This window comes from Pseudomonas sp. Marseille-Q0931, from assembly GCF_940789645.1.
Taxonomy (GTDB): Bacteria; Pseudomonadota; Gammaproteobacteria; order Pseudomonadales; family Pseudomonadaceae; genus Aquipseudomonas.
The window spans coordinates 15,338-41,937 of record NZ_CALNWT010000018.1; the positions used below are offsets into that span (position 1 = coordinate 15,338).

General features: G+C 61.0%; 21 protein-coding genes and 1 pseudogene. All 22 read left to right on the plus strand.

Features of this window, described 5'->3' with window-relative positions:
• The first annotated feature begins 8 nt into the window (after window positions 1-8).
• Complete coding sequence (locus P3C50_RS22255; RefSeq protein ID WP_275547626.1) at window positions 9-1,085, plus strand: nuclease; 1,077 nt, start codon at window positions 9-11, stop codon at window positions 1,083-1,085.
• A gap of 52 nt (window positions 1,086-1,137) precedes the next feature.
• Window positions 1,138-3,264 carry an anti-phage ZorAB system protein ZorA gene (gene zorA, locus P3C50_RS22260; RefSeq protein WP_275547627.1) on the plus strand — a complete coding sequence of 709 codons (2,127 nt, stop codon included), beginning with the start codon at window positions 1,138-1,140 and terminating at the stop codon, window positions 3,262-3,264.
• Complete coding sequence (locus P3C50_RS22265; protein ID WP_275547628.1) at window positions 3,264-4,028, plus strand: OmpA family protein; 765 nt, start codon at window positions 3,264-3,266, stop codon at window positions 4,026-4,028. Before zorA ends, P3C50_RS22265 begins: the two co-directional genes overlap by 1 nt.
• Entirely contained in the window at window positions 4,025-6,190 is a 2,166-nt protein-coding gene (locus tag P3C50_RS22270; protein WP_275547629.1) for an EH signature domain-containing protein, read from the plus strand. The genes P3C50_RS22265 and P3C50_RS22270 overlap by 4 nt, the downstream gene beginning before the upstream one ends.
• The gene (locus tag P3C50_RS22275) at window positions 6,190-9,231 is read left to right on the plus strand and encodes a DEAD/DEAH box helicase (protein ID WP_275547630.1); all 3,042 of its coding nucleotides are present in this window, start codon (window positions 6,190-6,192) and stop codon (window positions 9,229-9,231) included. The genes P3C50_RS22270 and P3C50_RS22275 overlap by 1 nt, the downstream gene beginning before the upstream one ends.
• 151 nt (window positions 9,232-9,382) lie before the next feature.
• Window positions 9,383-10,519 (plus strand): DUF3883 domain-containing protein, encoded by a 1,137-nt coding sequence (locus P3C50_RS22280; protein WP_003116683.1) that lies wholly within the window; start codon window positions 9,383-9,385, stop codon window positions 10,517-10,519.
• 934 nt (window positions 10,520-11,453) lie between these two features.
• Entirely contained in the window at window positions 11,454-12,653 is a 1,200-nt protein-coding gene (locus P3C50_RS22285; RefSeq protein WP_275547631.1) for a PepSY-associated TM helix domain-containing protein, read from the plus strand.
• Window positions 12,650-13,189, plus strand: coding sequence for a thiamine pyrophosphate-binding protein (locus tag P3C50_RS22290; protein ID WP_275547632.1), 540 nt, complete (start codon window positions 12,650-12,652; stop codon window positions 13,187-13,189). The genes P3C50_RS22285 and P3C50_RS22290 overlap by 4 nt, the downstream gene beginning before the upstream one ends.
• Complete coding sequence (locus tag P3C50_RS22295) at window positions 13,186-13,506, plus strand: hypothetical protein (protein ID WP_197859345.1); 321 nt, start codon at window positions 13,186-13,188, stop codon at window positions 13,504-13,506. The genes P3C50_RS22290 and P3C50_RS22295 overlap by 4 nt, the downstream gene beginning before the upstream one ends.
• Complete coding sequence (locus P3C50_RS22300) at window positions 13,503-14,069, plus strand: DUF6162 family protein (protein ID WP_275547633.1); 567 nt, start codon at window positions 13,503-13,505, stop codon at window positions 14,067-14,069. The genes P3C50_RS22295 and P3C50_RS22300 overlap by 4 nt, the downstream gene beginning before the upstream one ends.
• 15 nt (window positions 14,070-14,084) lie before the next feature.
• On the plus strand, window positions 14,085-15,023 hold the full coding sequence (locus P3C50_RS22305; protein ID WP_275547634.1) for a metal ABC transporter substrate-binding protein: 939 nt from the start codon (window positions 14,085-14,087) through the stop codon (window positions 15,021-15,023).
• On the plus strand, window positions 15,020-15,778 hold the full coding sequence (locus P3C50_RS22310; RefSeq protein WP_275547635.1) for a metal ABC transporter ATP-binding protein: 759 nt from the start codon (window positions 15,020-15,022) through the stop codon (window positions 15,776-15,778). The genes P3C50_RS22305 and P3C50_RS22310 overlap by 4 nt, the downstream gene beginning before the upstream one ends.
• Window positions 15,775-16,680 (plus strand): metal ABC transporter permease, encoded by a 906-nt coding sequence (locus P3C50_RS22315; RefSeq protein ID WP_275547636.1) that lies wholly within the window; start codon window positions 15,775-15,777, stop codon window positions 16,678-16,680. The genes P3C50_RS22310 and P3C50_RS22315 overlap by 4 nt, the downstream gene beginning before the upstream one ends.
• Window positions 16,677-17,555: a metal ABC transporter solute-binding protein, Zn/Mn family gene (locus P3C50_RS22320; RefSeq protein WP_275547637.1), complete on the plus strand. Its 879-nt coding sequence runs from the start codon at window positions 16,677-16,679 to the stop codon at window positions 17,553-17,555. Before P3C50_RS22315 ends, P3C50_RS22320 begins: the two co-directional genes overlap by 4 nt.
• Window positions 17,556-18,038: 483 nt before the next feature.
• Complete coding sequence (locus tag P3C50_RS22325; RefSeq protein WP_275547638.1) at window positions 18,039-18,965, plus strand: LysR substrate-binding domain-containing protein; 927 nt, start codon at window positions 18,039-18,041, stop codon at window positions 18,963-18,965.
• Window positions 18,966-19,384: 419 nt separating this feature from the next.
• Window positions 19,385-20,575 carry an aromatic ring-hydroxylating oxygenase subunit alpha gene (locus P3C50_RS22330; protein WP_275547639.1) on the plus strand — a complete coding sequence of 397 codons (1,191 nt, stop codon included), beginning with the start codon at window positions 19,385-19,387 and terminating at the stop codon, window positions 20,573-20,575.
• Between the two features lie 10 nt (window positions 20,576-20,585).
• Window positions 20,586-22,031: an aldehyde dehydrogenase family protein gene (locus P3C50_RS22335; protein ID WP_275547640.1), complete on the plus strand. Its 1,446-nt coding sequence runs from the start codon at window positions 20,586-20,588 to the stop codon at window positions 22,029-22,031.
• A gap of 5 nt (window positions 22,032-22,036) precedes the next feature.
• A pseudogene (locus P3C50_RS22340) lies at window positions 22,037-22,201 on the plus strand (rubredoxin); the annotation flags it as partial.
• Complete coding sequence (locus tag P3C50_RS22345) at window positions 22,190-23,443, plus strand: FAD-dependent oxidoreductase (RefSeq protein WP_275547681.1); 1,254 nt, start codon at window positions 22,190-22,192, stop codon at window positions 23,441-23,443. The pseudogene P3C50_RS22340 and the gene P3C50_RS22345, both read left to right, overlap by 12 nt.
• A gap of 10 nt (window positions 23,444-23,453) precedes the next feature.
• Entirely contained in the window at window positions 23,454-24,782 is a 1,329-nt protein-coding gene (locus P3C50_RS22350) for an NAD(P)/FAD-dependent oxidoreductase (RefSeq protein WP_275547641.1), read from the plus strand.
• Complete coding sequence (locus tag P3C50_RS22355; protein ID WP_275547642.1) at window positions 24,779-25,150, plus strand: ethanolamine utilization protein EutQ; 372 nt, start codon at window positions 24,779-24,781, stop codon at window positions 25,148-25,150. The genes P3C50_RS22350 and P3C50_RS22355 overlap by 4 nt, the downstream gene beginning before the upstream one ends.
• 117 nt (window positions 25,151-25,267) lie before the next feature.
• The gene (locus tag P3C50_RS22360) at window positions 25,268-26,530 is read left to right on the plus strand and encodes an MFS transporter (protein ID WP_275547682.1); all 1,263 of its coding nucleotides are present in this window, start codon (window positions 25,268-25,270) and stop codon (window positions 26,528-26,530) included.
• The last annotated feature ends 70 nt before the right edge of the window (window positions 26,531-26,600 follow it).

The window sequence follows — 26,600 nt, forward strand, 5'->3', positions numbered from 1 at the left end:
GTGCAGGGATGCCCATTCGTACCCAGATCTGGACAGTCGGCGCACAACCCGCGCTGCTGAAAAATGCCGTGCTGGCCAGCGAGCAGTTTCTTGAAGACATGATCGTCAGCGCCCCGGCGCTGCTGTCCGAGGACTGGCTGCTGATCGGCTGCCAGGAAAGTACCGGCCAGGGCGGGCGTATCGACCTGCTGGCGCTGGCGCCGGATGCCTCGCTGGTGCTGATCGAACTCAAGCGCGAGCGTACCCCGCGTGAAGTCGTGGCGCAGGCGCTGGACTATGCGGTGTGGGTCGAGCGCCTGCAGGCCAACGATATCGAGGCCATCTACCAGCGCTTCAAACCCGGTGCCGACCTGGCGGCGGACTTTCAGGCGCGCTTCGGCGCGCCACTGGAGGCCGAGGCGCTGAACCAGAGCCATCAGATCGTCATCGTCGCCGCCGAGCTGGATGCCAGCAGCGAGCGTATCGTCGGTTACCTGAGCGAGCGCGACATCGCCATTAACGTGCTGTGCTTCCAGGTGTTCCAACTGGGCGAGCAGCAACTGATCAGCCGCGCCTGGCTGCTCGACCCGGCCGAGGCGCCGCAGGCCAGCAGCGCCGCCAAGCCGGGCACGCCAAGCGAGCCGTGGAATGGCGAGTTCTATGGCTCCTTTGGCCACAGCAGCACGCGCGACTGGGCCGAGGCACGGCACTTCGGCTTCATCTGCGGCGGTGGCGGCAGTTGGTACAGCAACAGCCTGAAAATGCTCGCCCCCGGCGACCGTGTGTGGGTCAACGTGCCCGGCGCCGGCTATGTGGGTGTGGCCAAGGTCACCGGCCACGCCACCCCGGCCAGGGACTTCTGCCTGCTGCACAACGGCGAGGAACGCCCGGCGCTAGAGCTGCTGCAGGCGGACTACCACCGCGAGTTCGTCGACGACCCCGAGCGCTGCGAATACTTCGTGCCTGTGCAATGGCTGCACAGCCTGCCGCTGCACGAGGCGGTGAAGGAGGTCGGCCTGTTCGGCAACCAGAACACCATCTGCCGCCCCACCACGCCGAAATGGCGGTGGACGGTGGAACGTTTGAAGGAGCGCTTCGCGCTCTGAATGCTTTGTTGAGATTTATCCCGTAACCGATGCAGTGATTGGAAGCTTTGCCATGATGGATCTGCTGAAACACCTGATCCCCGACTTCGCCCACATGTTCAGTGCCAATCCCAATGGCATCAGTGCCTGGTTTTGGTCTGCGACGGCACTGATTTTCGGCTTGTCGCTTTACTTTCTGTTTGTGCACTTCCGCCGTTTTCGTACCCGGCTGCGTGCCCTGCGTTCTTTGCTTGAAGGGCAAAGCAAGGAAACCCTGGCGCTTAGCCGACGCGAAACCATGCAAAAGGCACAGGGTTTGGATGCGCCCAATGTCGGCATGCTGTGGCGCGAGTTTGACGAAAGCCTGGTGCTGTCGTCCGATCAGAAGCATCTGTTCAATACGCTGGATGCCGAGCATTTCTTCAATGCCAGAACCTTGGCTCCAGGCCTGACAGCCAGCCGCTTGCTGGCAGCTGCACCGAGCTTCCTGGTGGCTATTGGTGTGCTCGGTACATTCGTGGGCCTGACGGTGGGCCTGGAAGGATTGGTGGGCACCTCGGATGAGATCGAGTCGCTCAAGGGCGGCATCAACAAGCTGATTTCCGGTGCTGCCGTAGCCTTCATGACGTCGGTATGGGGTGTGTTCTTCAGCTTGTTGCTGAACTTCCTAGAAAAGATGTTCGAGCGCAACGCGCTGAATGCTATTCAGAAGCTGCAGCACGATATCGACTCCCTCTATACGCGCACCCCCGCAGAGCAATCGCTGGTGCTTATCGCCGAGTATGGCAAGGAGAGCAAGGAAGCGCTGCAGGAGCTGCACGAGCGTATTGGCGATCGTCTGCAGGAAACGCTCAATGGCATGAGCGAAGCGATGCAGACGGCGCTGACCGATGCCCTGAACAACATCATGGCGCCAGCCATCCAGACTCTGGTCAGCACCACCAGCCAGCAGTCCACGCAGATGCTGGAAAAGCTGGTAGGTAATTTCATGGACGGCATGACCTCTGTGGGCCGTGAGCAGGGCTTGCAGATGCAGCAGGCGGCGGCTGACGTGAACGCTGCAGTCAGTGGCATGAGTGAGCGCCTGAACCAATTGTTCAGCAGCCTGAATGAACAGCAGGGGCGACAGATGGAAGTGGCTCAGCAACAGAGTGCGGCCTTCGAGACGCAGTTGCAGCGCATCAGTGGTTCTGCCGAAGAGCGCCAGGCACAGATGGAGCAACGCTTTGCTGAGTTGATGTCGGGGCTGACGAACCAGTTGCAGACCCAGTTGGGTACCGCCCAGCAGCGCGATGAGGAGCGTCAGGCGCTGTTCGAGCGTGTGCTTGGCCAGGCCAGCAGCAGCCAGACGGCGATGCTGGAGCAGTTTTCCAACTCAACCCGTGAGCAGATGCAGGCGATGGCCGAGGCGGGTAACGAGCGCCACAACAATCTGGAGAAGGTTTTCTCTCGTTTGATGATGAACCTCAACACCCAGCTCGATTCGCAAATGGGGGCGGCAGAGCAGCGTGAGCAGGCACGCCAGCAGCGCTTTCAGGAGCAGCTCGACCAGGTGTCGACGCACCAGCAGGAATTGCTCACCAGCCTGGCCACTGCGGTGCAGGCGACCCAGCAGCAGAGCCGCCTGATGGCTGAGCAGCATCAGCAATTGCTGGGCCAGCTCAAGCAGGTCTCGGACGCAACTGCGCAGAGCAGCAAACATCTGGACAGCAGCGCGAATCAGCTGGGGCTGCTCTCGGCCAACCTGCGCCAGGCCGCCGATACCTTGGGGCAGCGACTGGAGGCCGTTACTCATGGTGTCGAGAAAGCTGGCCAGCAGAACGCCGAGCTCGCGGCGCAGTTGCAAAGCCAGGCCGCTACCCTGGCGCAGCTGCAGGCCACGTTGCTGGAGGGGGCGCAACGCTTCGAGCAAGCGGCCGGTGAAGCGCGCAACGGTTTTGGCGAGATGAAATCCGCTCAGCAGGAGTTTCTCTCAGGTGTGCGCCACGAATTCACCGCGCTGGGTGAAAAGTTGCGTGAGCAGGTCGAGGCAGTAGAGAAGCAAGCCGAGGAATGGCTGCGCAGCTATGCCGGTGAAGTCCGGACGCAAATCGATGACCGCATGAACAAGTGGAACGAGGTATCGCTCAGCTACGCCGACCAGATGCATCGAACGGTGCAAGCCATGAGCAGCATTCTGGATGAGCTGGAGGCACGCTGATGCGCCTGGGTAAATCCAAGGAAGTGAGCGTCGACGAAGAGAACCCTTATTGGATGTCCTTCTCGGACATCATGTCGGCGTTGCTGGTGATCTTCATTCTGGCCTCTGTAATTCTGATCCTGCAGTTGATGGAAATTCAGAAGGAGCTGAAAGAGCGCCAGGTGCAGTTCGAGCAGGAACTGGTCGAGCTGAAAAAAGCAGAGCAGGTGCGCCTCACCATTCTTGATGAGGCCGTAGAGGCTCTGCGCGAGCGCGGCATCAAGGTCGAGGTGAGCGAGAACCATACGGTTCTGAGTATTCCCAATGATCTGCTGGGTTTCGACACCGGTGCCTATGACATTCATGCCGCCTATCAGGCGCGCGCTCTGGAGATCGGCAAGGTCATCAATGAGGTGATCTCGCGAGAGGATCGAGTCGAGTTCCTCGATACGATCTTCATCGAGGGGCATACGGACAATCGTCCGCTCCAGGGCTTTATGGGCAAAGGCAACTGGGGACTATCGACCTTTCGTGCCATTTCTCTCTGGCAGTTCTGGGGGAGCGCGCTGTCCGCCGAAGAGCAATTGGCGCGGCTGAAGAACAAGGATGGCAAGCCCCTGTTCTCGGTCAGCGGTTATGGCGAAACCCGTCCCGTTTTGGTTGATCAGCAGACTGAGGATGACTTCAAGCGCAATCGACGCATCGACATCCGCTTCACCATTCGTCGTCCCGACAGTGCTCAGTACGAGCAGGTGCGTGAGCGTCTGGAGGAGGTCAAGCCGTGAAGCTGCCTCCTGTTCACATGCCGGTCGCTGAGTGGGCGCCCGTGGTGCGGGAGCGATGGACGGTGCTGGTCGAAAAGGTCGCCCGAATGAAGGCCGCAAATGGCAAGAGCGACGCCTTTGAGGCCATGTTGGCGCGATTGCGCGACATGGCGAGTACAGGGCGTTTTGACGGCCTGCCTGAGCTGCTAAAACGTCGTCTTACTGCGCGTGCGTTGACCTGGTTGTGGCTCAACGACGAGACCATGGGTAGGCGTTTGCTTAGTTCGCGTCTGCTTTCGGTGCTGGTCGATGCTCAGCAGCCGAGGCTGACACGTATCACCTTGCAGCAGTTGGCTCAGTTTTACTTTCGTCGTTTCGACAAGCTGGATGAGCACGATGGGCTGCGTAAGCAGCTTGAGCAGATTTTGCTCCAGCAACTGCATTTGCAGCCCGAGCCCAGAGTAAGTGGACCGCAGGCTGATCCGCTGGTAACCCTCAAGCGTGATGGTCATTGGTTATTGCCGCCTGACGGGCCAGTCCAACTGGTTGAGCGGGTGCGCGACAGTGGCCATGAGCTGGGCGAGACCTTTGAGGTCATGGGATTGCAGGGCTTTGATGACGGGCGTTATGGCGATATCTGCCGGGCCCACTTCTACCTGGAAACCCTACGAGGGCTCTCGCCCGGTGAATACGACCCCGTGCTGGATGAGCTGCAGAAGCCCGCTGTGTCCAAGGCTCCGTACGAGGGCGAGCGTCGTATCGGCCATGTTGCGCTGGAGATTCTGATCGATCGCGCCGGTCAGGAACCGGGGGAGGTCTGGCAGAACTTTATTCTCAATCTGGCGGGGGATCCGCGGATCGCAAGTACCGCAGCCAACTACCGTGAGTGGTGGCAACCACTTGGTGAGGCGCGTATTCAGAAGGTGCGTGGTTGGTTGTCTAAGGAAGACCTTCGGTTGTTCCTGCAGGCGGTTGAGCAATATGGCTTGGAGTCGGGAAAGGAAGATCTCAAGCGTATGTTCCCGGCGCGCAAACTGTTCTTGGAGGGATTGTTCGCGCTCGGCTTGATCCGACATACGAGGTTGATGCTTGGCCGCAATGCCAAGCAGTCGGTGAAGCGTATTCTCGGAAGTGAGGTAAAAACCAGCTTCGCGGGCATGGATTCAGCCATGAGTGACAAGGCGGTGATCTATCTCGATTGTGGCGACTTCCATCTGGTCGAGGGCTCCCATAGTTTTAAAATATGGGTTTACCTCGGCCAGCCAGGGCATTGGGTCAAGTCGTATGAGCGAAATCAGTTCTCGCACTTCGATCTGACAACTTCGTTGCCTAATCAATACAAGGCAGCCTACCCAAGCCTTCCCTACGAGGCAGTGACCCATAACGGTTCCTGGCAGCGTAAGGTGTTCGATTTCCTGGCGGACAACGGTATTGCGCTGGATATCGAAAAATTGCTTAGCCGGTCGGAGTACAAGGCATATTTGAGCAAATACGGCCTACCCGTCGTGAGGGGCAAGAAAGCGCGCGTTGAGCCACTGGTTCAGCAAAGCGCGAAGTCTGATTCGGCCCCAGTTTCTCAGGTTGGAGCGACCGGCTTTGTGGCCGCGCATCGTATGGCTGAACCGCGTCCTCCTGCTGTGGATGCTTTTGCCTCAGAAGCTCCAAGAGCCTCCGGCACCGAACTGACCGACACGCAATTATCGATTCTGGCCTACCTGTCCAAGCACCCGGAAAGCTTGATGGGAGATATTCGTCGAGCCCTAGAAGGCGATGAAGCACTCTTTTACGAGATCCAGGACGCTCTTCGAGGCAGTATTTCAAGCTACGTCCAACAGAACGAAGTCTTCCAATGGTCCTTATCCAGCAAGGGAGAGGCATTGTTGCGTAAAGCGGATTTAGATCCTGCACCCAACACCTCTGATGCAGACCAGCAACCTTTAATGGCTACTTTGCAGCATTTGGGGACGTTTGACTTGCAGGTGCTGTGGTACTTCAAAAATAACCCAGGCGACAAGGTGCGCCACGCAGCGAACGTTTTCGGCGTCGAGGCGCGGGTGATTAATCAGGTGCTTTACGGTTCGTTGAAGGGCATGTGTGTGCAGGACAAGCAGTTCGGCTGGTCCGTTAATGAAACGACTCGCCTCTCACTTGAAGCGTTGGATAAACAGGACAGGGCTGAATAATGGGATTGATGGATATTTTCCGCTCGCTGATTGGTGAGCGGGACGGAGCGCTCAGTACCCAGCAAGGTTTTCAGTCTCAGCCTGATTCCAACGGTTTGAATTTCTATATGTCTGTTCCGGCTTTCAAGGCGTTGCAAGCAGGGCAGGGAAGTGCGCTGGCGAAGGTTCAGTTGATCGTGTTCAACATGCTGGCTGAGCAGGGCATTGCTGAAACGACAGCCAACGGCTTTCACATCGGTGCCGAAGATATTGCGGGGATGGATCTTGAGCAGGCGGAAATCTTGCGTTTGCCGAGGCGCTTGCCAGGGCACTTTCTAACCTCAATCAGTGGGCGCACAGGCAACAGTGGTTTTCGTGTGGCGATCATGCTGGAAATGCCGGACGGCCCTGCCAGCTTCAGTCGCAAAGGCCCCTATCTGTATCTAACCAGCAGCGAGTGCTATTGGCTGACGCCGGCTGAAGTGATGGGGTTGCGGGCTTGGGAGCGGCATGAGTCTTTAGGTCCAGAACAGCGAGGAGAGGCGGCTAATCTGCGCCTGATGGCCGAGCTGCAGACCGCCGCGCGCAGCGGGATGCGTATTGATCTTAGCCATTTTGAGCGGCTGGATGTGGTGGTGCCTCAGAACATCGGAGTTATCGCTACGCGTTTACCAGACGGCAGCCTCCAACTCTGCCCGAGCCTGGGGGATGGTTCCAGTGCTGACCAGCTGGAAAAACGCTGGTCGCAGTTGGATATGACTGCCGATGGTGGTGTGCTGCGCATCGATAATCGCGTACTGCTGCTGGATCGGGCGCGGATGGATGGCATCCGCAATGTGCTGGCTAACAAACGTATCCCGGCTGATCAGGTCAACGAGTTTATAGCCACGCCAACGGCGTTTCTCGATGCTGCGCTGGTCAATCTTGAGGTGGGCTTCTCTACCCGGGTTGCGGGTATTGGCAAGCTTCAGCACATGGATTTCGGTGTGCTGGATGCAACCAAGAATGACTGGTTTGCGCTGGATAAGCGCCCGGCACCTGCAGCGATCCTGAGCAAGCTGATTCAATCCCCCGAGGACTTGCAGCGCTTCGAGGAGGTATTGCAGGCGGCTAATGAACAGGGCGCGACGAGTCTGTCGTTTGCTGGCGAGGTGATCGATATCTCTGACGCGCCGACTGTTCAGCAAGAGCTGGCCAGGGCTCGCCAGAACATGGCTCATGTGAGCGATAGCGAGCCGCACAGCGAGGAGGGTGTTCTCCCTGGGGAGGACAAGGAGAAAGTCGGGGTCATTCTCAAGGATGTCGACGAGATCAATTCTGCACTGTTGTGTAAGGCTGCTGCTGCGAAGCCGCTGGTGGTGCCAGATTGGTCGGCCTATGCCCGGGAGCCGTTCCCTCATCAGCGTGAGGGGATCGAGTGGATGCTGAAGCTGATGGGCGCAGCGTTGCAGGATGAAACTGATGATCTCTATCGCCTGCAGGGTGGTCTGCTTGCAGATGATATGGGCCTCGGCAAGACATACATGTCGCTGGTCGCAGTCGGCGAGTATCTGGCCAGTCAGCGCGCGGCTGACAAGCCGCAGAAGCCGGTTCTGGTGGTGGCGCCACTGAGTCTGCTGGAAAACTGGGAGGATGAAGTCGGTAAGACCTTCGCCAGCATTCCGTTCCGCGATGTGGTGGTGCTGCAGTCGGGGCGTAGTCTGCGTGACTATCGCGTCAAAGGTGCTGAGCGTGAATCGGTGCAGTTGGCGTCGATGATTGATGACAGCAGCGGCATGCTGGATGAGCAGAGCATTCGCTATGCACTGTATGTGGGGCCGGAAGCAGGCGTCCATCGTCTGGATATGGACCGTCGCTTAGTGCTCACGACCTATCAGACCCTGCGTGATTATCAGTTCTCCCTGTGCCGAATCGACTGGGGCATGGTCATCTTCGACGAGGCGCAGAACATCAAGAACCCCAATGCGCTGCAGACTATTGCCGCTAAAGGGCTCAAGGCGGATTTCAAACTGTTGGCGACTGGCACGCCGGTGGAAAATAGCCTGGGCGATTTCTGGTGCCTGATGCATACGGTGCAGCCTGGCTTACTTGGGGGCTGGGAAAGCTTCCGCGATACTTGGATAAAGCCAATTCTGGCTGCAAGCGATGAAGAGCGTGATGAGGTACGGGCGCGTTTGGGCGAGCAGCTGCGGCGTGCCGTAGGCATATTCATGTTGCGGCGGGTTAAAGAAGATCAGCTCAAAGGCCTGCCAGCCAAGACTATTCTCAGTGGTGTCGAGCAAGCCGATCATGGCCTGCAACGGCATGCGGCGCAGTTGGGTGTGGTGATGAAAGGCATCCAGTTGCAGGCCTACGACGAAGTCCTCTACAGCTATCGGGCTCGACGTGCAAGCGCTGAGGATATGCGTGGTACCGCACTGGCGGCTTTGACTCAGCTTCGCTCCATTTCCCTGCACCCACGGCTGGAGAATGAGTCGGCGCTGTACTGCGAGGATGGCAAGCAGGCGCGACAACTGATGATGGAGTCCGGCAAGCTGGCGGTGCTGCTGCAGTTACTCGATGAGATCCGTAGCAAGGGTGAAAAGGTCATCCTGTTCATGATGACCAAGCGCCTGCAACGCGTCCTCAAGCTCTGGCTGGATCAGATCTATGACCTGAATGTGGCGGTGATCAATGGTGACACCCAGGCTGTGGCGAGTCGCGCCGAGGATATGACGCGCAAGAAGCTAATTGCCGAGTTTGAAGCTAAAAGAGGCTTCAACATCCTGATCATGTCGCCAGTAGCCGCTGGTGTCGGTTTGACGGTGATTGGAGCCAACCATGTGGTGCATTTGGAGCGTCATTGGAACCCGGCTAAAGAAGCGCAAGCGTCTGACCGGGTTTACCGGATCGGCCAAACCAAGCCAGTGTTCATCCATCTGCCTGCCGTCACTCACCCCCAGTTTGATTCCTTCGATGTACACCTTGACCGCTTATTGCGCGGAAAGCTGATGCTTAAAGACGCGGTAGTGACACCAGAGGTGGTTAGTGAAAGTGAGATGATTCAATCGATGGGGCTCTGATTGGGGCTCGGTTTGTTTAAAAGAACAACTAGCTAACGTTAGGTGACCGCGTGCAGTCTGCAGCCTCACGGCCGAGCTCGGTTTCCCCCTCATTCTGAATGCGACAAGCTCCTTGAGGAGCTTACCTCTGCCACATAAGGACTTGCTGGTTATGTCACAGCTTTCTCTGCTTCGAAGCCCGTCAGCTGTGCAGGCTGCTATCGACGAATTTGTTCAGTTGGGCCGCACAAAATTCCTTGAACGCTACGGTTTTGGTAAGTCCAGAGATTTTCTGGTGCGCGATCCGAAAACTGGTGTCGACTGCGATTCCAAAGCCATTGCCGGTGTCTCCTACGGTAAACAGTTTCCCGAGAAGGGCCCTCTGACTGCTGACAGTTTTTCCGGTGGTGAAGCGACTGTTGTTCCGCTGCTTTCCAACCTTGGTTTCACCATCATCCGGATCGGCGAGGATTGGTCTGAAGCCGAAGTCGAAGCCACTGTGCGGGACTACTTTGAAATGCTGCGCGCAGAAGCAGAGGGGCAGAGCTACAACAAGTCTGAGCACAACCAAGCCTTGCGGCGGCTGCTCAATGGCCGCAGCAAGTCCTCTGTCGAGCTAAAACATCAAAACATCAGCGCCGTTCTTGACGCTCTGGGGCTGCCATACATCAACGGATACAAGCCCCGCGGTAATAGCCAGCTTCTGCTGCGCAAGTCCGTGCAGGCCTACGTCCTCAAAAATCAGCAGGCGGTCGCTACCATCGTTGATGCATTGGAGGAGGTGAAGCTCCCCGGTGAAAGAACCTACCTCGCAGCCCTTGTCGAGGCTCCGAAGCGCGAGGCACTTGTTCGCGCTCCGAGCCAGGTGCCAAACCGGATGCCCCGTAAACTTGATTACGCCGCGCGTGATGAGGCCAATCGGAAGCTGGGTAGGGCAGGTGAGCAATGGGTCATTGAGTTCGAACAACAGCGCCTGACCGAGTCAGGGCACCCTGAGCTATTCCAGCGATTGGACTGGGTGTCGGATTCCCAGGGGGACGGAGCAGGGTTCGATATCCTGTCGTTTGAAGACGACGCGCGTCATCGCTTCATTGAAGTGAAAACCACCAACGGCGGCTTGGGATCATCATTTCTTGTTAGCCACAACGAGCTGGAGTTCTCCAGGGAGGTCTGCGAACAGTTCCACCTGTACCGTGTGTTTCAGTTCAGGGACGGGCCGCGTCTGTTCATTCTGAACGGGGATCTAGATCGGCACGTTCACCTTAAGCCGACTGATTATCGTGCGAGCTTTCGAAGCTTTGTTGAGTAAGTCGCGGCTAGGTGGGAGCGCCATTGTTGGACAGAAATTAGCGCCGGTGGGCTTTGAGGCGGTGCCGATTTGCTCAGGGACTTTTGCGGGGAGTCGTTGAAAACCGTCGGATATCGTAGAGCAGTGGCTGCAGCGAGCGCTCAAAATTATCCTATTAAAATCAATGTTTTATGATGTCGACCTCCGGCATGGGGTGCAAGGGGCAAGTGTTCGAATCACTCCGTCTCGACAAAAAAACTCCAATGCACTGGCTGTTTTCGTTTCTGACCTATGCAAAGCCGGTGTAAAACCACCGGCGCTCTCTGCGATATTCGGATCGGTAGCGCTTCCGACCAGACCACGTCGGCATGGTCGCGCTGATCGTTCTTCGTCATCTCTCGCTGGCATGGCTGGCGATTCAGGCATCGGGTAACCGAGTATTCACAAGCGGGTCTAGCCCAGGGCGTAGGTACGCTGAACGCGAAGACAGGTTGTTGAGCGATAAACCGCTGATGCTAAGGAGTTGCTAAATTTAGTTTGCGCCTTTATCTATCTGTTTGAATTTAAATAGAAAAATATAAAAGCACTTCCAATCCATCATTGGCGCCACGGAGAAGCGGCGGGACAGTGCGGGACGCGTGACGGGGTTCAGGTTCGATTCTTGAGGCATCTTCGATCAAGTGCTGTTGAAAGCTGGAATTCGCGCGCGTGCGCCTTGTGCGACGAGGCGGGTGGGCTGTACGAGTGAGCGAATGGGCAATAATTCTATCAAGAAAGATCTCGTGCCGTTCATTGTGGCGAAGGAGCTACCAATCGACATGGGTAAGATAGGAATAGAAATTTTTTTCATCTGCACCTGCAGGTTTTTCCCATCTCATTCGTCATACAGTTATAAATACGCGTTTCCCTTCATGAAACCTGCCATCAACAGCATGGCTTCACTCTTGGTTTACCGATGTCAAAGAAGTCCCGTTCCAGAATCTGGTTTCTTGTCCATAGCTGGCTGGCGCTGCCGGTCTGGTTTTTCCTGCTGATCATTTGCGTCACTGGCACCCTGGCCACGGTCAGTCAGGAGATCGTCTGGCTGGCAAACCCGGATGTACGCGCCAGTAAGCCGGCGGATGATGCCGAGCGTCTGAGCTACGGCCAGGTGCTGCAGGCCATCAGCCGTGCCGAACCGCAACTTTTCGTGCAGTCGATCAGTCGCCCGCAGGAGGATCACTTTGCCCTCACTGCGCGGGTCAGCTATCCGGATGGCACGTCACCCACGCTCTACGTCAATCCCTATACGGGAGCTATCCAGGGCATCAGCCCGCAGTTCGACTTCCGCCAGTTCACCCGTGCCCTGCATGGCTGGTGGCTGGTGCCCTTTACCAATGGTTTTAGTTGGGGCTGGTATCTGGTGTCGCTGATGGGCCTGCCGATGCTGGCGTCCCTGGTGACCGGGCTGGTGGTCTACAAGAAATTCTGGAAGGGTTTCTTCAAGCCAACGCTGCGTTTCAACCAGGGCGCACGCATCTTCTGGGGGGATTTTCATCGCCTGTCCGGCATCTGGTCGATCTGGTTCATCGCCGTCATCTCCATCACCGGCGTGTGGTTTCTGATCCAGGCGCTGCTGTTCGATAACCACATTTCCATTTCCACCGAAGGCATACCGCCGGTGGTGGCGCGTGAGGAAGTGCCAGTGGTCGAGCCTGGCGGCAGCGTGTCGCGCATCGATATCGATCGTGCCGTCGATACTGCTGCACAGCGCATTCCCGGCCTGGAGGCGAGTTTCGTCAGCCTGCCGGGCAATGCCTACAGCCATATTTTCGTCGGTGGCCGTGGCTGGTATCCATTGATGTTCCAGTCGGCTGCGGTCAATCCCTATACCGGCAACGTCGACCAGACCCGCCTGCTGTCGGACCGTTCAGCCCTGGAGTTCGTCACCGAGTCGATGCGTCCTTTGCACACCGGTGATTTCGGCGGCCTCTGGCTCAAGTTGGTGTGGTTCTTGTTCGGGCTGTTGCTGAGCATGATGGTGCTCAGCGGCCTGTTGATCTGGAGCAAGCGTACCGTCCAGGCTACCGCCGCGCTGGCCAAGCGCAAACCGCGCGCCGAACGTCAGCGCACGGCGCCCATTGTTATCGGCGAAGCCTCGGAGGGCCAGTCATGAGCAAGGCTGTAGCAATGCCATCCACCCCCCTGGGACGCCTGTGGCACAAGTGGCGTTTCCACGTGAATATCCTGCTGGTGATCATCCCGCTGGCGTTCATGCCCAAGTATTTCAAAGACGTTTCCCTGTTCCGAGGCGAGAGTGGCCTGGGCGAGCGTGAGATCGGCGAGGTGCAGGTCGGCCCGTGGAGCCTGCGCCTGGCCGAACTGCGCGAAGAAGGTCCGAGGCTCGAAGGGCCGGCTGGTTACATGAAGAGTTTCAATGCCGCGTTGTGCGCGACGTGCATCGATCAGGTCAAGGCCACCTACCTGCGTATCGGCAAGCCCCGCAGCCTGCGTGCAGCCGGCGCGATCTTCTTCGGCAGCCCGTATCGTATGGGCGCCAGCCTACCCATCCCGCAGCGGACCAGGGCCGGTGCCGAACTGTGGATCACTATGGAAGGTTGGGACGGTTCCCTGCATCAGGCATCCATACCGCTGGCGCAGGCATCGCCTGCCACTCAGGCCTGGCTGAATCAACGAGGAGGCAAACCATGAAAAATCTCTACCGTTCGCTGCTGCTGGCAACGACCAGCGTGTTCTGCTCGTTGGCTCTGGCGCACAACCCGGTCTGCCAGTGCGAACCGCAGGGTGATGAGGAGATCGTCTGCGTTGGCGGTTTCTCCGACGGCAGTGGTGCCCCAGGCGTGACGCTGGACGTGATCAGCTACGACGAGGAAATTCTCGTTGCCGGCAAGCTCGACGGCGACTCCAGCCTGAGCTTCAAGCGCCCCGAGGGTGAATTCTATGTCCTGTTCGACGCCGGTCCCGGCCATGTCGTGGAGATCGACCATATGGACATCGAGGCGCCATGAGTGTCCAGGTGATACGCCCCGCCGGCGCAGGGCATGAAACGCTGCATGTGTGCCTACTGGCGCTGGCCATCGTGCTGTTGGCCGGGTTAATTGTCATGTCGCGGGCGCAGCCGCAGCAAAGCGTCGCCGTGACCTCCGACCAGTTCGATGCGCGGCGTGACCTGCGCGCCGCCGAGCAGGGGATTCACACCGACCTGCTGGTCGCCCTCGACGAAATTCGCCTGTATCAGGAGGATGAGCAGCACCTGCCCACGCCAGAGCAACTGGCCGAGGAGGGATTCCCTCCGTTCATCAGCGATGCCAGCGCCGTCAACCGCGGCGCCCACGCCTGGCAACTGCTGCATGGCGATACCCACGCTGCCTATTTCGGTCGCAGCAACGCCGAGGACACGGCGGGTTCGTTCCTGCTGCGCCTCGATGGCGAGGATGCCAGCGTCTGGCTCAATCGCTCGCCTCTGGACGACGCCCCGCATGATCTGCATGAACAGGCGCTGAGCGCTGCTGGCTGGCGCCAGGTGTTCAGCGAATTCGACGCCGGCGTTACCCGCCAACACCGCCACTGATTTCCGGATTTACCCATGTCGACTCACGCTCGTTTCACCCTGCACCGCCGAATGCTGACGGCTTTCCTCGTTTGTCTCAGTGCCGCACTGTTGCCGGCACTGGCCAGCGCCGCCGATGGCCAGCGTTTACGCATCGGCATTACCCTGCACCCTTACTACAGCTACGTCAGCAACATCGTCGGCGACAAGGCCGAGGTGGTGCCGATGATTCCCGCCGGCTTCAATCCACATGCCTATGAACCGCGTGCCGAAGATATCAAGCGCATCGGCAACCTGGATGTGGTCGTGCTCAACGGCGTAGGCCACGACGACTTCGCCGAGCGCATGATCGAGGCCAGCGAGAAGCCGCAGCTGCCGTTGATCGAGGCCAATGCCGGCGTGCCTCTGCTGGCAGCGACCGGCCAGGCTGCACGCGGCGCGGGCAAGGTGGTCAACCCGCACACCTTCCTCTCGATCAGTGCGTCGATCGCCCAGATCAACACCATCGCCAGGGAGCTGGGCAAGCTCGACCCGGATAACGCCAAGGCTTACCGCCAGAATGCCCGCGCCTATGGCAAGCGCCTGCGCGCGCTGCGTGCCGAGGCGCTCGGACGCCTGAGCCAGGAGCACGGTGCCGAGTTGCGTGTGGCGACCATTCATGGCGCCTACGACTATCTGCTGCGTGAGTTCGGTCTGGAGGTGACCGCCGTGGTCGAGCCGGCGCATGGCATCGAACCCAGCCCCAGCCAGTTGAAGAAGACCATCGACCAGCTGCGGGATCTGGACGTGCAGGTGATCTTCTCGGAGATGGACTTCCCCTCCACTTACGTCGAGACCATTCAGCGTGAATCCGGCGTGCATCTGTATCCGCTCACGCACATCTCCTACGGCGAATACAGCGCGGGCAAATACGAAGAGGAGATGACCCGCAACCTCGATACCGTGGTACGTGCGATTCAGGAGAACGGCGCATGACGGCGGTCGAAACCTTGCCGACTGCGACGATTACCGGGCCCTCGATCGATTTTGCCGAAGTCAGCCTCGAGCTTGGTCGTACCCCCATCCTCGAGCGGATATCGTTTCAGGTGAAAGCCGGCAGTGTGCATGCCCTGGTCGGCCCCAACGGTGGTGGTAAGAGTTCGCTGATCAAGACCCTGCTCGGGCAAATGCCGCACCGTGGCGAGCTGAGCCTGAGCTGGCCGGATGCGCCCGGTGTCATCGGTTATGTACCGCAGGCGCTGGAGTTCGACCGCGGCCTGCCGATGACGGTGGACGATTTCATGGCCGCCATGTGCCAGGTTCGCCCGGCTTTTCTCGGCCTGTCGAGGCGTCATGCCCCGGCTATCGACGACGCCCTGGCGCGTGTCGGCATGCTCGACAAGCGCAAGCGGCGCATGGGTGCGCTGTCCGGAGGGGAGCGCCAACGCGTTCTTCTGGCTCAGGGGTTGGTGCCGGCTGCACAGTTGTTGATCCTCGACGAGCCCATGGCTGCTCTGGACGAGCCGGGCATGCGGGTGTTCGAGACATTGTTGAAGGACTGGCGCCAGGCTGGCGTGACCGTGCTTTGGGTCGAGCATGATCTGGGTGCGGTCGGGCGCCTGGCCGATCGCGTCACGGGCCTGAACCGCCGCGTGCTGTTCGATGACGTGCCGCAACGTGCGCTGAACCCGGAGCGCCTGCTGCAGTTGTTCTCCAGCCATCCCCAGGCTGGCGGGGAGGGTGTGGCATGAGCGCCTTCTTCGAACAGCTGCGCTTGCTGATCCAGGGATGGGCCGGCGCCGGCTATCTGCCGGAGGCACTGGCCTATGGTTTCGTCATCAATGCGCTGTTCGCCGGGCTGCTGATCGGCCCGGTGCTCGGTGGCCTGGGCACGCTGGTGGTGGTCAAGCGTTTTGCCTTCTTCTCCGAGGCCGTTGGCCACGCGGCGCTGACAGGCGTCGCCATCGGCATTCTGCTCGGTGAGCCCTACACCGGCCCCTACGGCAGCCTGTTCGGCTACTGCCTGTTGTTCGGCCTGCTACTCAACTACCTGCGCAATCGCACCGGTCTGTCGCCGGATACGCTGATCGGCGTGTTCCTCTCGGTATCGTTGGCGATTGGCGCCAGCCTGCTGCTGTTGCTAGCAGGGCGCATCAATATCCATATTCTGGAGAACGTGCTGTTCGGCTCGGTGCTCACGGTCAACGCTCAGGACCTTGGCGTGCTGTCGATGGTCTCGCTGCTGGTCATGGCCCTGACCGTGCCGCTGTACAACCGCCTCATGCTGACCAGCTTCAACCCGCAGTTGGCCGCTGTACGCGGGGTGGCGGTGAAGCCTTTGGATTACCTGTTCGTCATGCTGGTGGCGCTGGTCACCGTGGCGGCGGTCAAGGTCATCGGCGCCATCCTGGTCGGCGCGTTGCTGGTCATCCCGGCCGCCGCCGCGCGCCTGCTCAGCCAGTCGCTGAAGGGCTTCTTCTGGCTGTCGGTGGTAATCGCCACCTTCTGTACGCTGGTCGGTATCTTCCTGCCCATCGCCCTGGAGCTGCCGGTGCCGTCCGGTGCCTCCATCATCATCATGGCCGGCATCGTCTTCGCTGGCGCCGCCATTGCCCGTGGCCTGCTGCCCGGCCTCAAAGGGAACCTCGGATGAACAAGAAACTGCTCAACCTCGCTGTTGTTGTCGGCAGCATGCTCCTTGCCCCACTGGCGCTCGCCGACGCGATGCGCGTGCTGACCAGCCTGCCGGTGACCCATGGCCTCGGCTCGGCGCTGCTACAGGGCACCGAGGTTCAGGTCGTCCGCGCCACCCCAGCCAACTTGCCGGCCAGCCGCCAGATCTCCTATTTCAGCGGGCGCGGCGCCGGCGCGCTGGAAAAGGCGGCGAGCTCAGCCGATGCGGTGATCGCACTGCGTTCGCTGTGGCCGGACGATCCGCTGTATCCCATGGCGCGGCGCAGCAACATCCGCATCGTCGAAGTGGATGCCGCGCGTCCCGTGGACGGCGCCTTACCCGGCATCGCACTGCGCTCGGAGGGTGGTGATGTGCTGGCACAGCAGCCCTGGCTGAGCATCAACAACCTCGGCCGCATGGCCGACGTGATGGCCGCGGACCTGGCGCGCCTGAGCCCCGACGATGCGGCGCAGATAGCGAGCAACCTGGCGGATATCAAGCAGCGTCTGCTGACGCTGAGCGCTACCAGTGAAAGCCGTCTGGCCGAGCTGGATAACCTCAGCGTGGCCAGCCTGTCGCCGGGCTTCGACTATCTGACGAGCAGCCTCAACCTCGACGTGATCGAGTTGTCGACCGACCCTGCGGTCGAGGCATTCAAGTCGGTGATCGAGGACAATGACGTGCGCCTGGTGTTGAGTGAGCGGGCTGTCGACGAGACTGTGACTGCAGCGGTAAAGGACGCCGGCGCGAGGCTGCTGGTGCTCGAAGATTCGGCTGGCGACCCGGTGAACGGTCTCGTCGCTCTGACCGAGCAAGTCATCGATGGCCTTTCCGCAGCCCAGGACACTGACTAGCCCTGGCAGCACCCGGCGCGGGTAACCTGAGCAGGCGATTTTCAGCTCCCAGCCCGAAGGTTGCCTGGCTGTCTCGCGTGGCGCCGCGATGCAGCATTTGCTGCACCTACGCAGCAGGCGTCTGTGAAGGGCCGCTTGTCGCTTGGATGCAAGCACCGAAGTCCAGGCAGAGGGCTTCTGGCTCACCTCCGTTTCCTTGTTTTCCACCCGTTCCGATAGCCGAGGCGCCGCAGCGACCCCGAACGGTTCGGCTTCGTCGGCCTAGGGATGGCGCGTTGCGATCTGTTTTCGCGGGCGCGCGGGCAAGAGAGTCTGAGCTGACGTCGTTCTACTAGAATCACTCGCAGACCCCTGCCGATCTTAGGCAGTTGTGACTTTTCACCTGCGAGGCGTATCGATTTGAGGCTACAAGCTGCATGCTGTAGGACGAGCCGCGCTCCAGACAGCGGTCAAATAACAACAACACCTGCGTGAATTGCCTGCATGAAGATTCAACCTCTGCCTCCGCTCAACAGCCTGGTGGCGTTCGAGTCGGCCGCACGAAACCTGAGTTTCACTCTCGCGGCCAAGGAATTGAACGTCACCCAGGGTGCGATCAGCCGACAGGTGCGCCTGCTCGAGGACTATCTCGGCAAAACCCTGTTCGAACGCACCACCCGCGAGATCAACCTCAGCCCCACCGGCAGCCACTACTACGACACGGTGCGTGAAGCCTTGCTGCAGCTGGCCCATGCCACCGGTGAGATCCGCCACTGGCGCGGTGCGCAGCAGGTCACGGTGGTGACCAGCACTGCCATGGCATCGCTCTGGTTGCTGCCGCGGGTCGCCGAGTTTCAGCGTGACAACGAAGAAGTGGACCTGCGCATCATCGCCTACGACCACGTCAAGGATTTCTCCCGCCTGGATTGCGATCTGGCGTTGTACTACTGCCGCACGTCACCGAAGAACATGCAGGCGACGCCGCTGTTCGCCGAAGAGGTTTTCCCCGTATGCAGCCCGGGATATCTGGCCAAACACCCGGATTTCTGCGAGCCGAGGCAGTTGGCTACCGGCACCTGGCTGTGGCTGGAAGACCCGCAGCGCGACTGGATCAGCTGGCCGGAATGGTTCCAGCGTCTGGGCTACAAGGCGTGCGAGCCACGGCACCGGATCAACATAAACAGCTATTCGATGCTCATCCAGTCGGCGCTAAGCGGGCAGGGCATCGCGCTGGCATGGTCGAACCTGGTGGACAACCATCTGCAGACCGGTGCACTGGTGAGGCCCATCGATGTCACGCTGCACACCGATGCGCAGTTCTGCCTGCTCGAACCATTGGGCCGCAGCAGTCGGCAGAGCGTGCAACGCTTTCGCAGCTGGTTGATGGAGCAGGTTGCCAACGCGCCCAGTGATGAGGTTCAGGCGAGTTGAAACGAGGCTGCCGCAGATTTTTGGCCTGAGGCAGCTCGTTACGTTGCCCGCAGCGTGGGCGATCAGTGAGAAGGGCGGTTTCGTGGCTGTTGGCGTAGAACCGCTGCGCAGCAGGCAGCTCTTGCCGGGTTGGCAAGTGCCTGCAGAACGTTGCGCAGTGGCGGCAAGATGGCACCGGCGGCACGCCGGACAAACCATTTCTCGTCATGAGCCGATGAGTTAACGACATACATCAGCCCCTTGGATTTACTGGGTTTATTCAACTCAACCTTTCCTATATTTATGATTTTTTATCATAAATATCAGTGCAAAAAATCGTTTGTCGAACAATCCCCTGCTTTTCGACACTGGTGACTAACGAGCAGCGTTCAAACGCTTGCCGAGATCACCACCACCGTGCCTTGCAGGGGATAACAACAATGACTCAATCCACTACTCAGCAAATCCCAGTGCACCAGCTGGAAACCGTACTCGCTCCGATCCACCAAGCCACTGGCCTGTCCAACGAGTTCTATACCGATCAGAAGTTGTTCGAGCTCGAGCGCGATCAGATCATGGGCAAGACCTGGGCCTGTGTCGGTTTCGCCAGCGACCTGACCCAGAATGGCTCGGTCAAGCCGGTCGACTTCATGGGCCTGCCGCTGCTGCTGATGCGCAACCGTGAAGGCCTGGTGCAGGTCTTCCACAACGTCTGCAGCCACCGTGGCATGAAGTTGGTGGACGAGGCCGGCACCGTGCAGGGTGTGATTCGCTGCCCCTACCACTCCTGGACCTACGACCTCAACGGCGGCCTCAAGGGCACGCCGCACGTCGGCGGCATCGACAAGCACAAGGACGAGCGTTTCGCCTGCGAGAAACACGGCCTCAAGGCCATCCGTAGCGCAATCTGGATGGACATGGTGTTCATCAATCTGTCCGGCGACGCGCAGCCACTGGAAGAAATGCTGGCGCCGCTGACCGCGCGTTGGAGCCAGTTCCTTGGTGAGGATGGCATGGGGTTGTTGCGCCGCCGCGCCAACATGGATTCCACCACTCTGGACATCGCCTGCAACTGGAAGCTGGCCGTGGAGAACTACTGCGAGGCGTACCACCTGCCGTGGGTGCACCCGAGCCTGAACACCTACTCGCGCCTCGAAGATCACTACAACATCCTCTTCGACGGTCAGTTCGCCGGCCAGGGCAGCTACGCCTACAACCTCTCCGATGTTGCCGGCACGCACATGCCGCAGTTCCCCAGCTGGCCGCAGGATCGTCTGCGCAACGCCGAATACGTGGCCTTCTTCCCCAACGTGCTGCTGGGCATCCAGGCCGACCACGCCTTCGCCATGCAGCTGGAGCCGGTCGCGCCGGGGCGCACCCTGGAGCACCTGCGCCTGTTCTATGTCGGCGACGAGGCGCTGGGCGACGAGTACGCCGCCTGCCGCAACGCCATTCTGGAGTCATGGAAGGTGGTGTTCGCCGAAGACATCGCCTCGGTCGAAGGCATGCAGAAGGGCCGTCATTCGCCGGGCTACGGCGGCGGCGCGTTCTCCCCGGAGATGGATGTCCCGACACACTACTTCCACCAGTGGGCCGCGCGTAAGTTGCTGGCCATCGCGCAGAACGCCTGAGGAGGTCGTCATGTATCCGATTGCTTCTCACTGGCTCAACTACATCGACGGTGCCTGGGTCGACAGCGTCCAGCGCCTGAGCGTGAACAACCCCGGTACCGCCGAGCCGCTGGCGACCATCGCCCAGGCCACCGTCGAGGATGCCGAGCGCGCGCTGCAGGCGGCGCGTCGCTGCGCCGACAGCGGTGAACTGACCCGTGCCCGTCCGGCGCAACGGGTCGGCTGGTTGCTACGTATCGCCGAGGAAATCCGCGCGGTGGCAGACGAGGGCGCCTGGGTGCTGTGCCAGGAGAATGGCAAGAGCATCAACGATGCCCGCGACGAATTCATCGAGGCCGCGCGCTACTTCGAGTACTACGCCGGCATGGCGGACAAGATCGAGGGCACCTCGATTCCGCTGGGCGACGGCTACATGGACTTCACCGTCTACGACCCCATGGGCGTGTCGGCGCAGATCGTGCCGTGGAATTTCCCGGTGTCCATCTGCGCCCGCTCCCTGGCGCCGGCGCTGGCGGCCGGTAACGCGGTGGTGATCAAGTCGCCGGAGCTGTCGCCGCTGGGCATGTGCGTGCTGGTGCGCGCCATCGTCAAGGCCGGATTGCCGCAAGGCGCGATCAACCTGATCTGTGGCCGCGGTCGCGAGGTCGGGGCGCATCTGGTGAACAGCGCCAAGGTCGACCAGATCGTCTTCACCGGCTCGGTGCCGACCGGCCAATCGATTCTCCGAGATGCCGCGGCCAACGCCATTCCCAGCGTCATGGAGTTGGGCGGCAAGTCGGCCGCCATCGCCTTCGCCGACGTTGACCGTAAGCAGCTTCTGGCGAGCGTCAAGAGCGGCATCTTCTTCAATGCCGGGCAGGTCTGCTCGGCCATGTCGCGTCTGCTGGTGCAGCGCGAGATCTACGAGGACATCGTCCATGCGGTGGTCGAGCTGGCCGAAGGGCTCAGCGTCGGTCTCGGCCAGGACAACCCGGACCTCACCCCGGTGGTCAGCGCAGGACAACTGGCCAGCATCGAAACCCTGTGTCGGCGCGCAGTCGATGAGGGCGCGGTAGTGGCCACCGGTGGCGAGGCTCACAGCGAGCTGGCCGGGCACTTCATGCGTCCGACGGTGTTCCGCGATGTGCGCGCGGACATGTGCATCGCCCAGGAAGAGGTGTTCGGCCCAGTGCTGGCGATCATCCCCTTCGACAGCGAAGAGCAGGCCATCGAGATCGCCAATGGCACCGATTTCGGCCTGGTCGCCGGCGTCTTCACCCAGGACATCAGCCGCGCCATGCGCTGCGTGCGGCGCCTGCGCGCTGGCCAGGTATTCGTCAACGAATGGTATGCCGGTGGCATCGAAACGCCGTTCGGCGGTGTTGGCCTGTCTGGCTTCGGTCGTGAGAAGGGCCAGGAAGCCCTGTACAGCTACGTGCGCACCAAGAACGTAGCCATTCGCGTGGCGGGGGAGTGAGCGACATGTTCAAGACCTGGTTGTGTGTGGTCTGCGGCCTCATCTATGACGAGGCCCTGGGCTGGCCGGACGACGGTATCGTCGCCGGCACCCGTTGGGAAGACGTGCCGGCGGACTGGAAGTGCCCGGAGTGCAAAGTCGGCAAGGACGATTTCGAGATGCTCGACATCAGTCCGGTAGTCGCCGGCGCGGCGGCGCCGCTCAGCACGCCGCTGCCGGTACCGCCGCAACCATTGCAGGCCGTGGCGGCCGAGGTGCGTCAGCCAATCGTCATCATCGGCAGCGGCTATGCCGGTTATGGCCTAGCCCAGGCCCTGCGCCGCGCTGATGCCGAGGTGGAAATCCGTGTGCTGACGCAGGACTCCGGCCACCTCTACTCCAAGCCGGCGCTGTCCATCGGCCTGGCTCAGGGCAAGAGCGCCGACGCGTTGGCCAGTGAGTCGGCGCTGGCCATCGAGAAGCGCCTGAAGATTCGCGTCTACCCGCACTGCACGGTCGAGCACATCGATACCACGGCGCGGCGCCTGCACACCAATATCGGTGAGATGGAGTACGGCCAACTGGTGTTGGCCAGCGGCGCTGCGCCGATCCGCCTGCCCATCGAAGGGCCCGGCGACGCGCTGATCAGTGTCAACAACCTGCATGACTACCGCAGCTTCCGCGAGCGCCTGATCGGCGTGCGGCGTGTGGCGATTCTCGGCGATGGCCTGATCGGTTGCGAGTTCGCCAACGACCTGGCGGCCAATGGTTTTCAGGTCAGCGTCATCGGCCTCGGTAAGTGGCCGATGGAGCGCCTGCTGCCGGCCGAGGCCGGGCAACACCTGCAGAACGCACTGGCCGAGTTGGGCGTCAGCTGGCACCTGCAGAACACCGTGCGCCGTGTCGACGCGCTGGAGCAGGGCTATCGCCTGACGCTGGCCAATGGCGATAGCCTGGAGGCCGATCTGCTGCTCTCGGCCGTTGGCCTGCAACCCAATCTGGGCCTGGCCAAAGGTGCCGGGCTGGCCGTGGGACGCGGGATTCAGGTCGATGCTCAACTGCAGAGTTCGCAACCGGGCATTTATGCCTTGGGTGACTGCATCGAAGTCGAGGGACAACTGCTGCCTTATCTGGCGCCGATCAACCAGGGCATCGCCGCGCTGAGCAAGACCCTGCTCGGCCAGCCGACGGCGGTTAGCCATCCGCTGATGCCGGTGACGGTGAAAACCCCAGCCGCGCCGCTGTGCCTGCTGGCGCCGGCACCTGGCACCGCCGGAGAGTGGCGCTGCACAGCGAGCGCTGATGGCCTTAGCGCGGGGTTCTACGATGCCCAGGGGCTGGCGTGCGGCTTCGTCCTGCTCGGACGACAGGCGCAGACCCAGCGCAACAGCTGGCTGCAAAGCTGCCAGAACGCACGACGATCAGTGGCCTGAGGGCACGCGCATGAGCAAGCAAATCAATCTGCCCCATGATGACAGCAGCTGCGGCTGGTACGCCGCGCTGCCGCAACAACCCGCGTGCAAGCGCCTGCAAGGCGAGCAACATGCCGACTACACAGTGATCGGCGCCGGTTTCGCCGGCCTGGCTGCTGCACGACGTCTCGGCGAGCTGCTGCCGGACAAACGCATCATCCTGGTCGACGCCCAGCGTGTCGGCCAGGGCGCTTCCGGGCGCAACTCCGGCTTCGTCATCGACCTGCCGCACAAGTTCGCCCTGGAACATCCCGATCCGGCCCACAAGCAGCGTCTGCTGTCGCTCAACCGCACTGCTATCACGCAGTTGCAGGGGCTGATCGAGCGTCACGGGATCGACTGCCAGTGGTCCCATGCCGGCAAGTATCAGGGCGCTGTGGGCCCGCGTGGCCTTGCGTATCTGCAGCACTTCGAGCAACTGCTGAAGCACCTTGGCGAGCCCTTCCGCCTGGTCGAACGTGATGAGCTGGCCCAGGTGCTGGGCAATGCCTATTACAGCCGCGCGATTTTCACCCCGGGTTGTTACCTGATGCAGCCGGCGGCGTTGGTCGCCGGTCTGGCGCGCTCACTGCCGAACAACGTCGAGCTGTTGGAAGAGTCGCCTATTACCCGCCTGCAGCGTGACGGGCGGGGCGGCTGGTTGCTGCAGGCCAGCCAAGGTTCGATTCGCACCGAGAAGTTGCTGCTCGGCACCAGTATTTTCACCCAGGAGTTCGGTTACCTGCGTAACCGCCTGCTGCCAGTGATGACCTTCGCCAGCTGGACGCGTCCGCTGAACGATGGCGAGCTGGCGGCCTATGGCGGTCAGCTCGACTGGGGGCTGACCCCGGCCGATCATGCTGGCACCACGGTACGCATGACTCAGGATCGCCGCCTGATCATCCGCAACACCTACAAGCACGTGCCCAGGTACGGCAAGAGCACCAGCGCCGCGATGCGCGAATCGGTACGTGCCGACCATCGCAAGGCCTTCCTGGCGCGCTTTCCGCAGTTGGCCGATGTGCCGTTCAGCCACTCCTGGGGTGGGGTTTATGCGATCTCGCGCAACTTCACCAACTTCTTCGGTGAACTTGAGCCAGGGGTGTTCGCCTCGGCCTGCGACAACGGCGTCGGCGCGGCATGGGGCACCATTTCCGGCACGCTGCTGGCGGATCTGGCGGTCGGCAGCGATTCGGCGCAGTTGCGCGATATCCGCGCAGTCACCGGCATGCCGTCGCTCAACCCGCCCGAGCCTTTCCTCGGCCTGGGCGTGCGCTCGCGCATTCGCCTGGCGGCCTGGAACAGTCGGAGCGAGCTATGAGCCAGGTCGTTTCCGGCAAAGGCCCGGTGCTTCTGGTCGACCACCATGATCTGGAGTTCGTCCCGCGTGGCGGGCCGCCCGGCGCCGCCTTCGTGGCGCGGGCGATCAGCAACGAGATCTCGCCGAACATCGGCATCGGTTTCGCCCGCTGGGAAGGCGCCGAGGTAGCCTGGACCCTGCTCTACGATGAGGTGATTTTCGTCATCGAGGGCTGCTTCGAGCTGCAGGCCAATGGCGAGCTTTATCGCGTTCAGCCGGGTCAGCTGCTGTGGATTCCCGAGGGCACCGAGCTGGTCTACGGCGGCCATGCGCTATTCGGTTACGTGGTCCATCCGGGTGACTGGAAACAACGGCACGGTCTGGCCTAGCAGGTAGTTTCTTACCCGCCTGCTGGTCAGGGGAGCGTTGTCGATGGTCCCGCTTTGCTGTGCGCCCGGCTCAGGCGTGGTGGTTGTCACTAGAAAAGGGGTGAGCAATTGCTCGGACTGACCCAGGCGTTCGCTGCACTCTATCTGGCCAGCCTGCTGATGCAGCTCGGCTCGACCCTGCTGATGACCTACCTGGCACTGCGCCTTACTGCTGGCGGCGCCGCCGAGTTCTGGGGCGGTGCGCTGATGGCGGCCAATGCCCTGGGTATGGTGTTCGGCGGCAAGGTTGGCCAGGTGCTGATCGGCCGTGTCGGTCATATCCGCACCTATGTGGCCTGCTCCGGGATCATCTGCGCGGCGGTGCTGACCCATGCCTTCAGCGAGGCACTGCCGCTCTGGCTGTTGCTGCGCCTGCTGGTCGGGATGGCCATGATGTGTCAGCTGATGGTGGTGGAGAGCTGGCTCAACGACTGCGCGCAGAGCGACCAGCGCGGCAAGGTGCTGGGCATTTACATGGTCGCGGCCTATGTCGGCATGATGCTTGGCCAACTGGCGCTGAGCATCGATGGCGACCTCGGCCTGCATGCGCTGCTCGGCGTGGCTATCGCCTTCGCGCTGAGCCAGGTGCCGGTGGCGCTGACCCGCAGTAGCCATCCCAGCATACCGAGTTCGGAACCGGTGGACTTACGCCTGTTCCTGCAGCGCGTGCCGCAATCGCTGATGACCGTGCTCATATCGGGGATGATCAATGGCGGCTTCTATGGGCTGTCATCGATCTATGCCAGCCGGCAGGGCCTGGGCACGGCCGAGGTGGGTCAGTTCATGGCCCTGGCGATCGCTGCCGGGCTGCTCGCCCAACTGCCACTCGGCTGGCTGTCGGACCGCCTGCCACGCGCCAGCCTGATTCGCGGCGTTGCGGCGTTGCTGATCCTGACCTGTCTACCGCTGGCGTTCTATGAGGAGCTGTCGTTCGGCGTGCTGCTGGTGTTCAGCGCCTGCATCGGTTTCCTGCAGTTCTGCCTGTACCCGTTGGGCGTGGCACTGGCCAACGACAACATGGAGCCGCGACTGCGGGTTTCACTGGCCGGGCTATTGCTCGGCACCTTCGGTGTGGGCGCCTGTATCGGCCCGTTGCTGGCCGGTGCGCTGATGGGGCATTTCGGCGCCTCCAGTCTGTATGTGTTTTTCGCCGTCAGTGCCGCTGTACTGGCAGTCGCCGTGGGCCAGGGCCGCGTGACCGGCGAACACCTGCAGGACGATGCACCACTACAACACCAGGCCACACCCAACGGTCTGGCCTGCACGACCCTGGCTGCGGTCATCGAGCCGGCGGTCAGCATCGAGGACAGCGCCGAGCAGGTACCTGGGCAGAGGCTTTGACAGGCATGTGCTGATAAGCGCACGGATCCCCCCAATCCCAGTCGGTGAAACGAGTCGGCAGGAGCCTGCC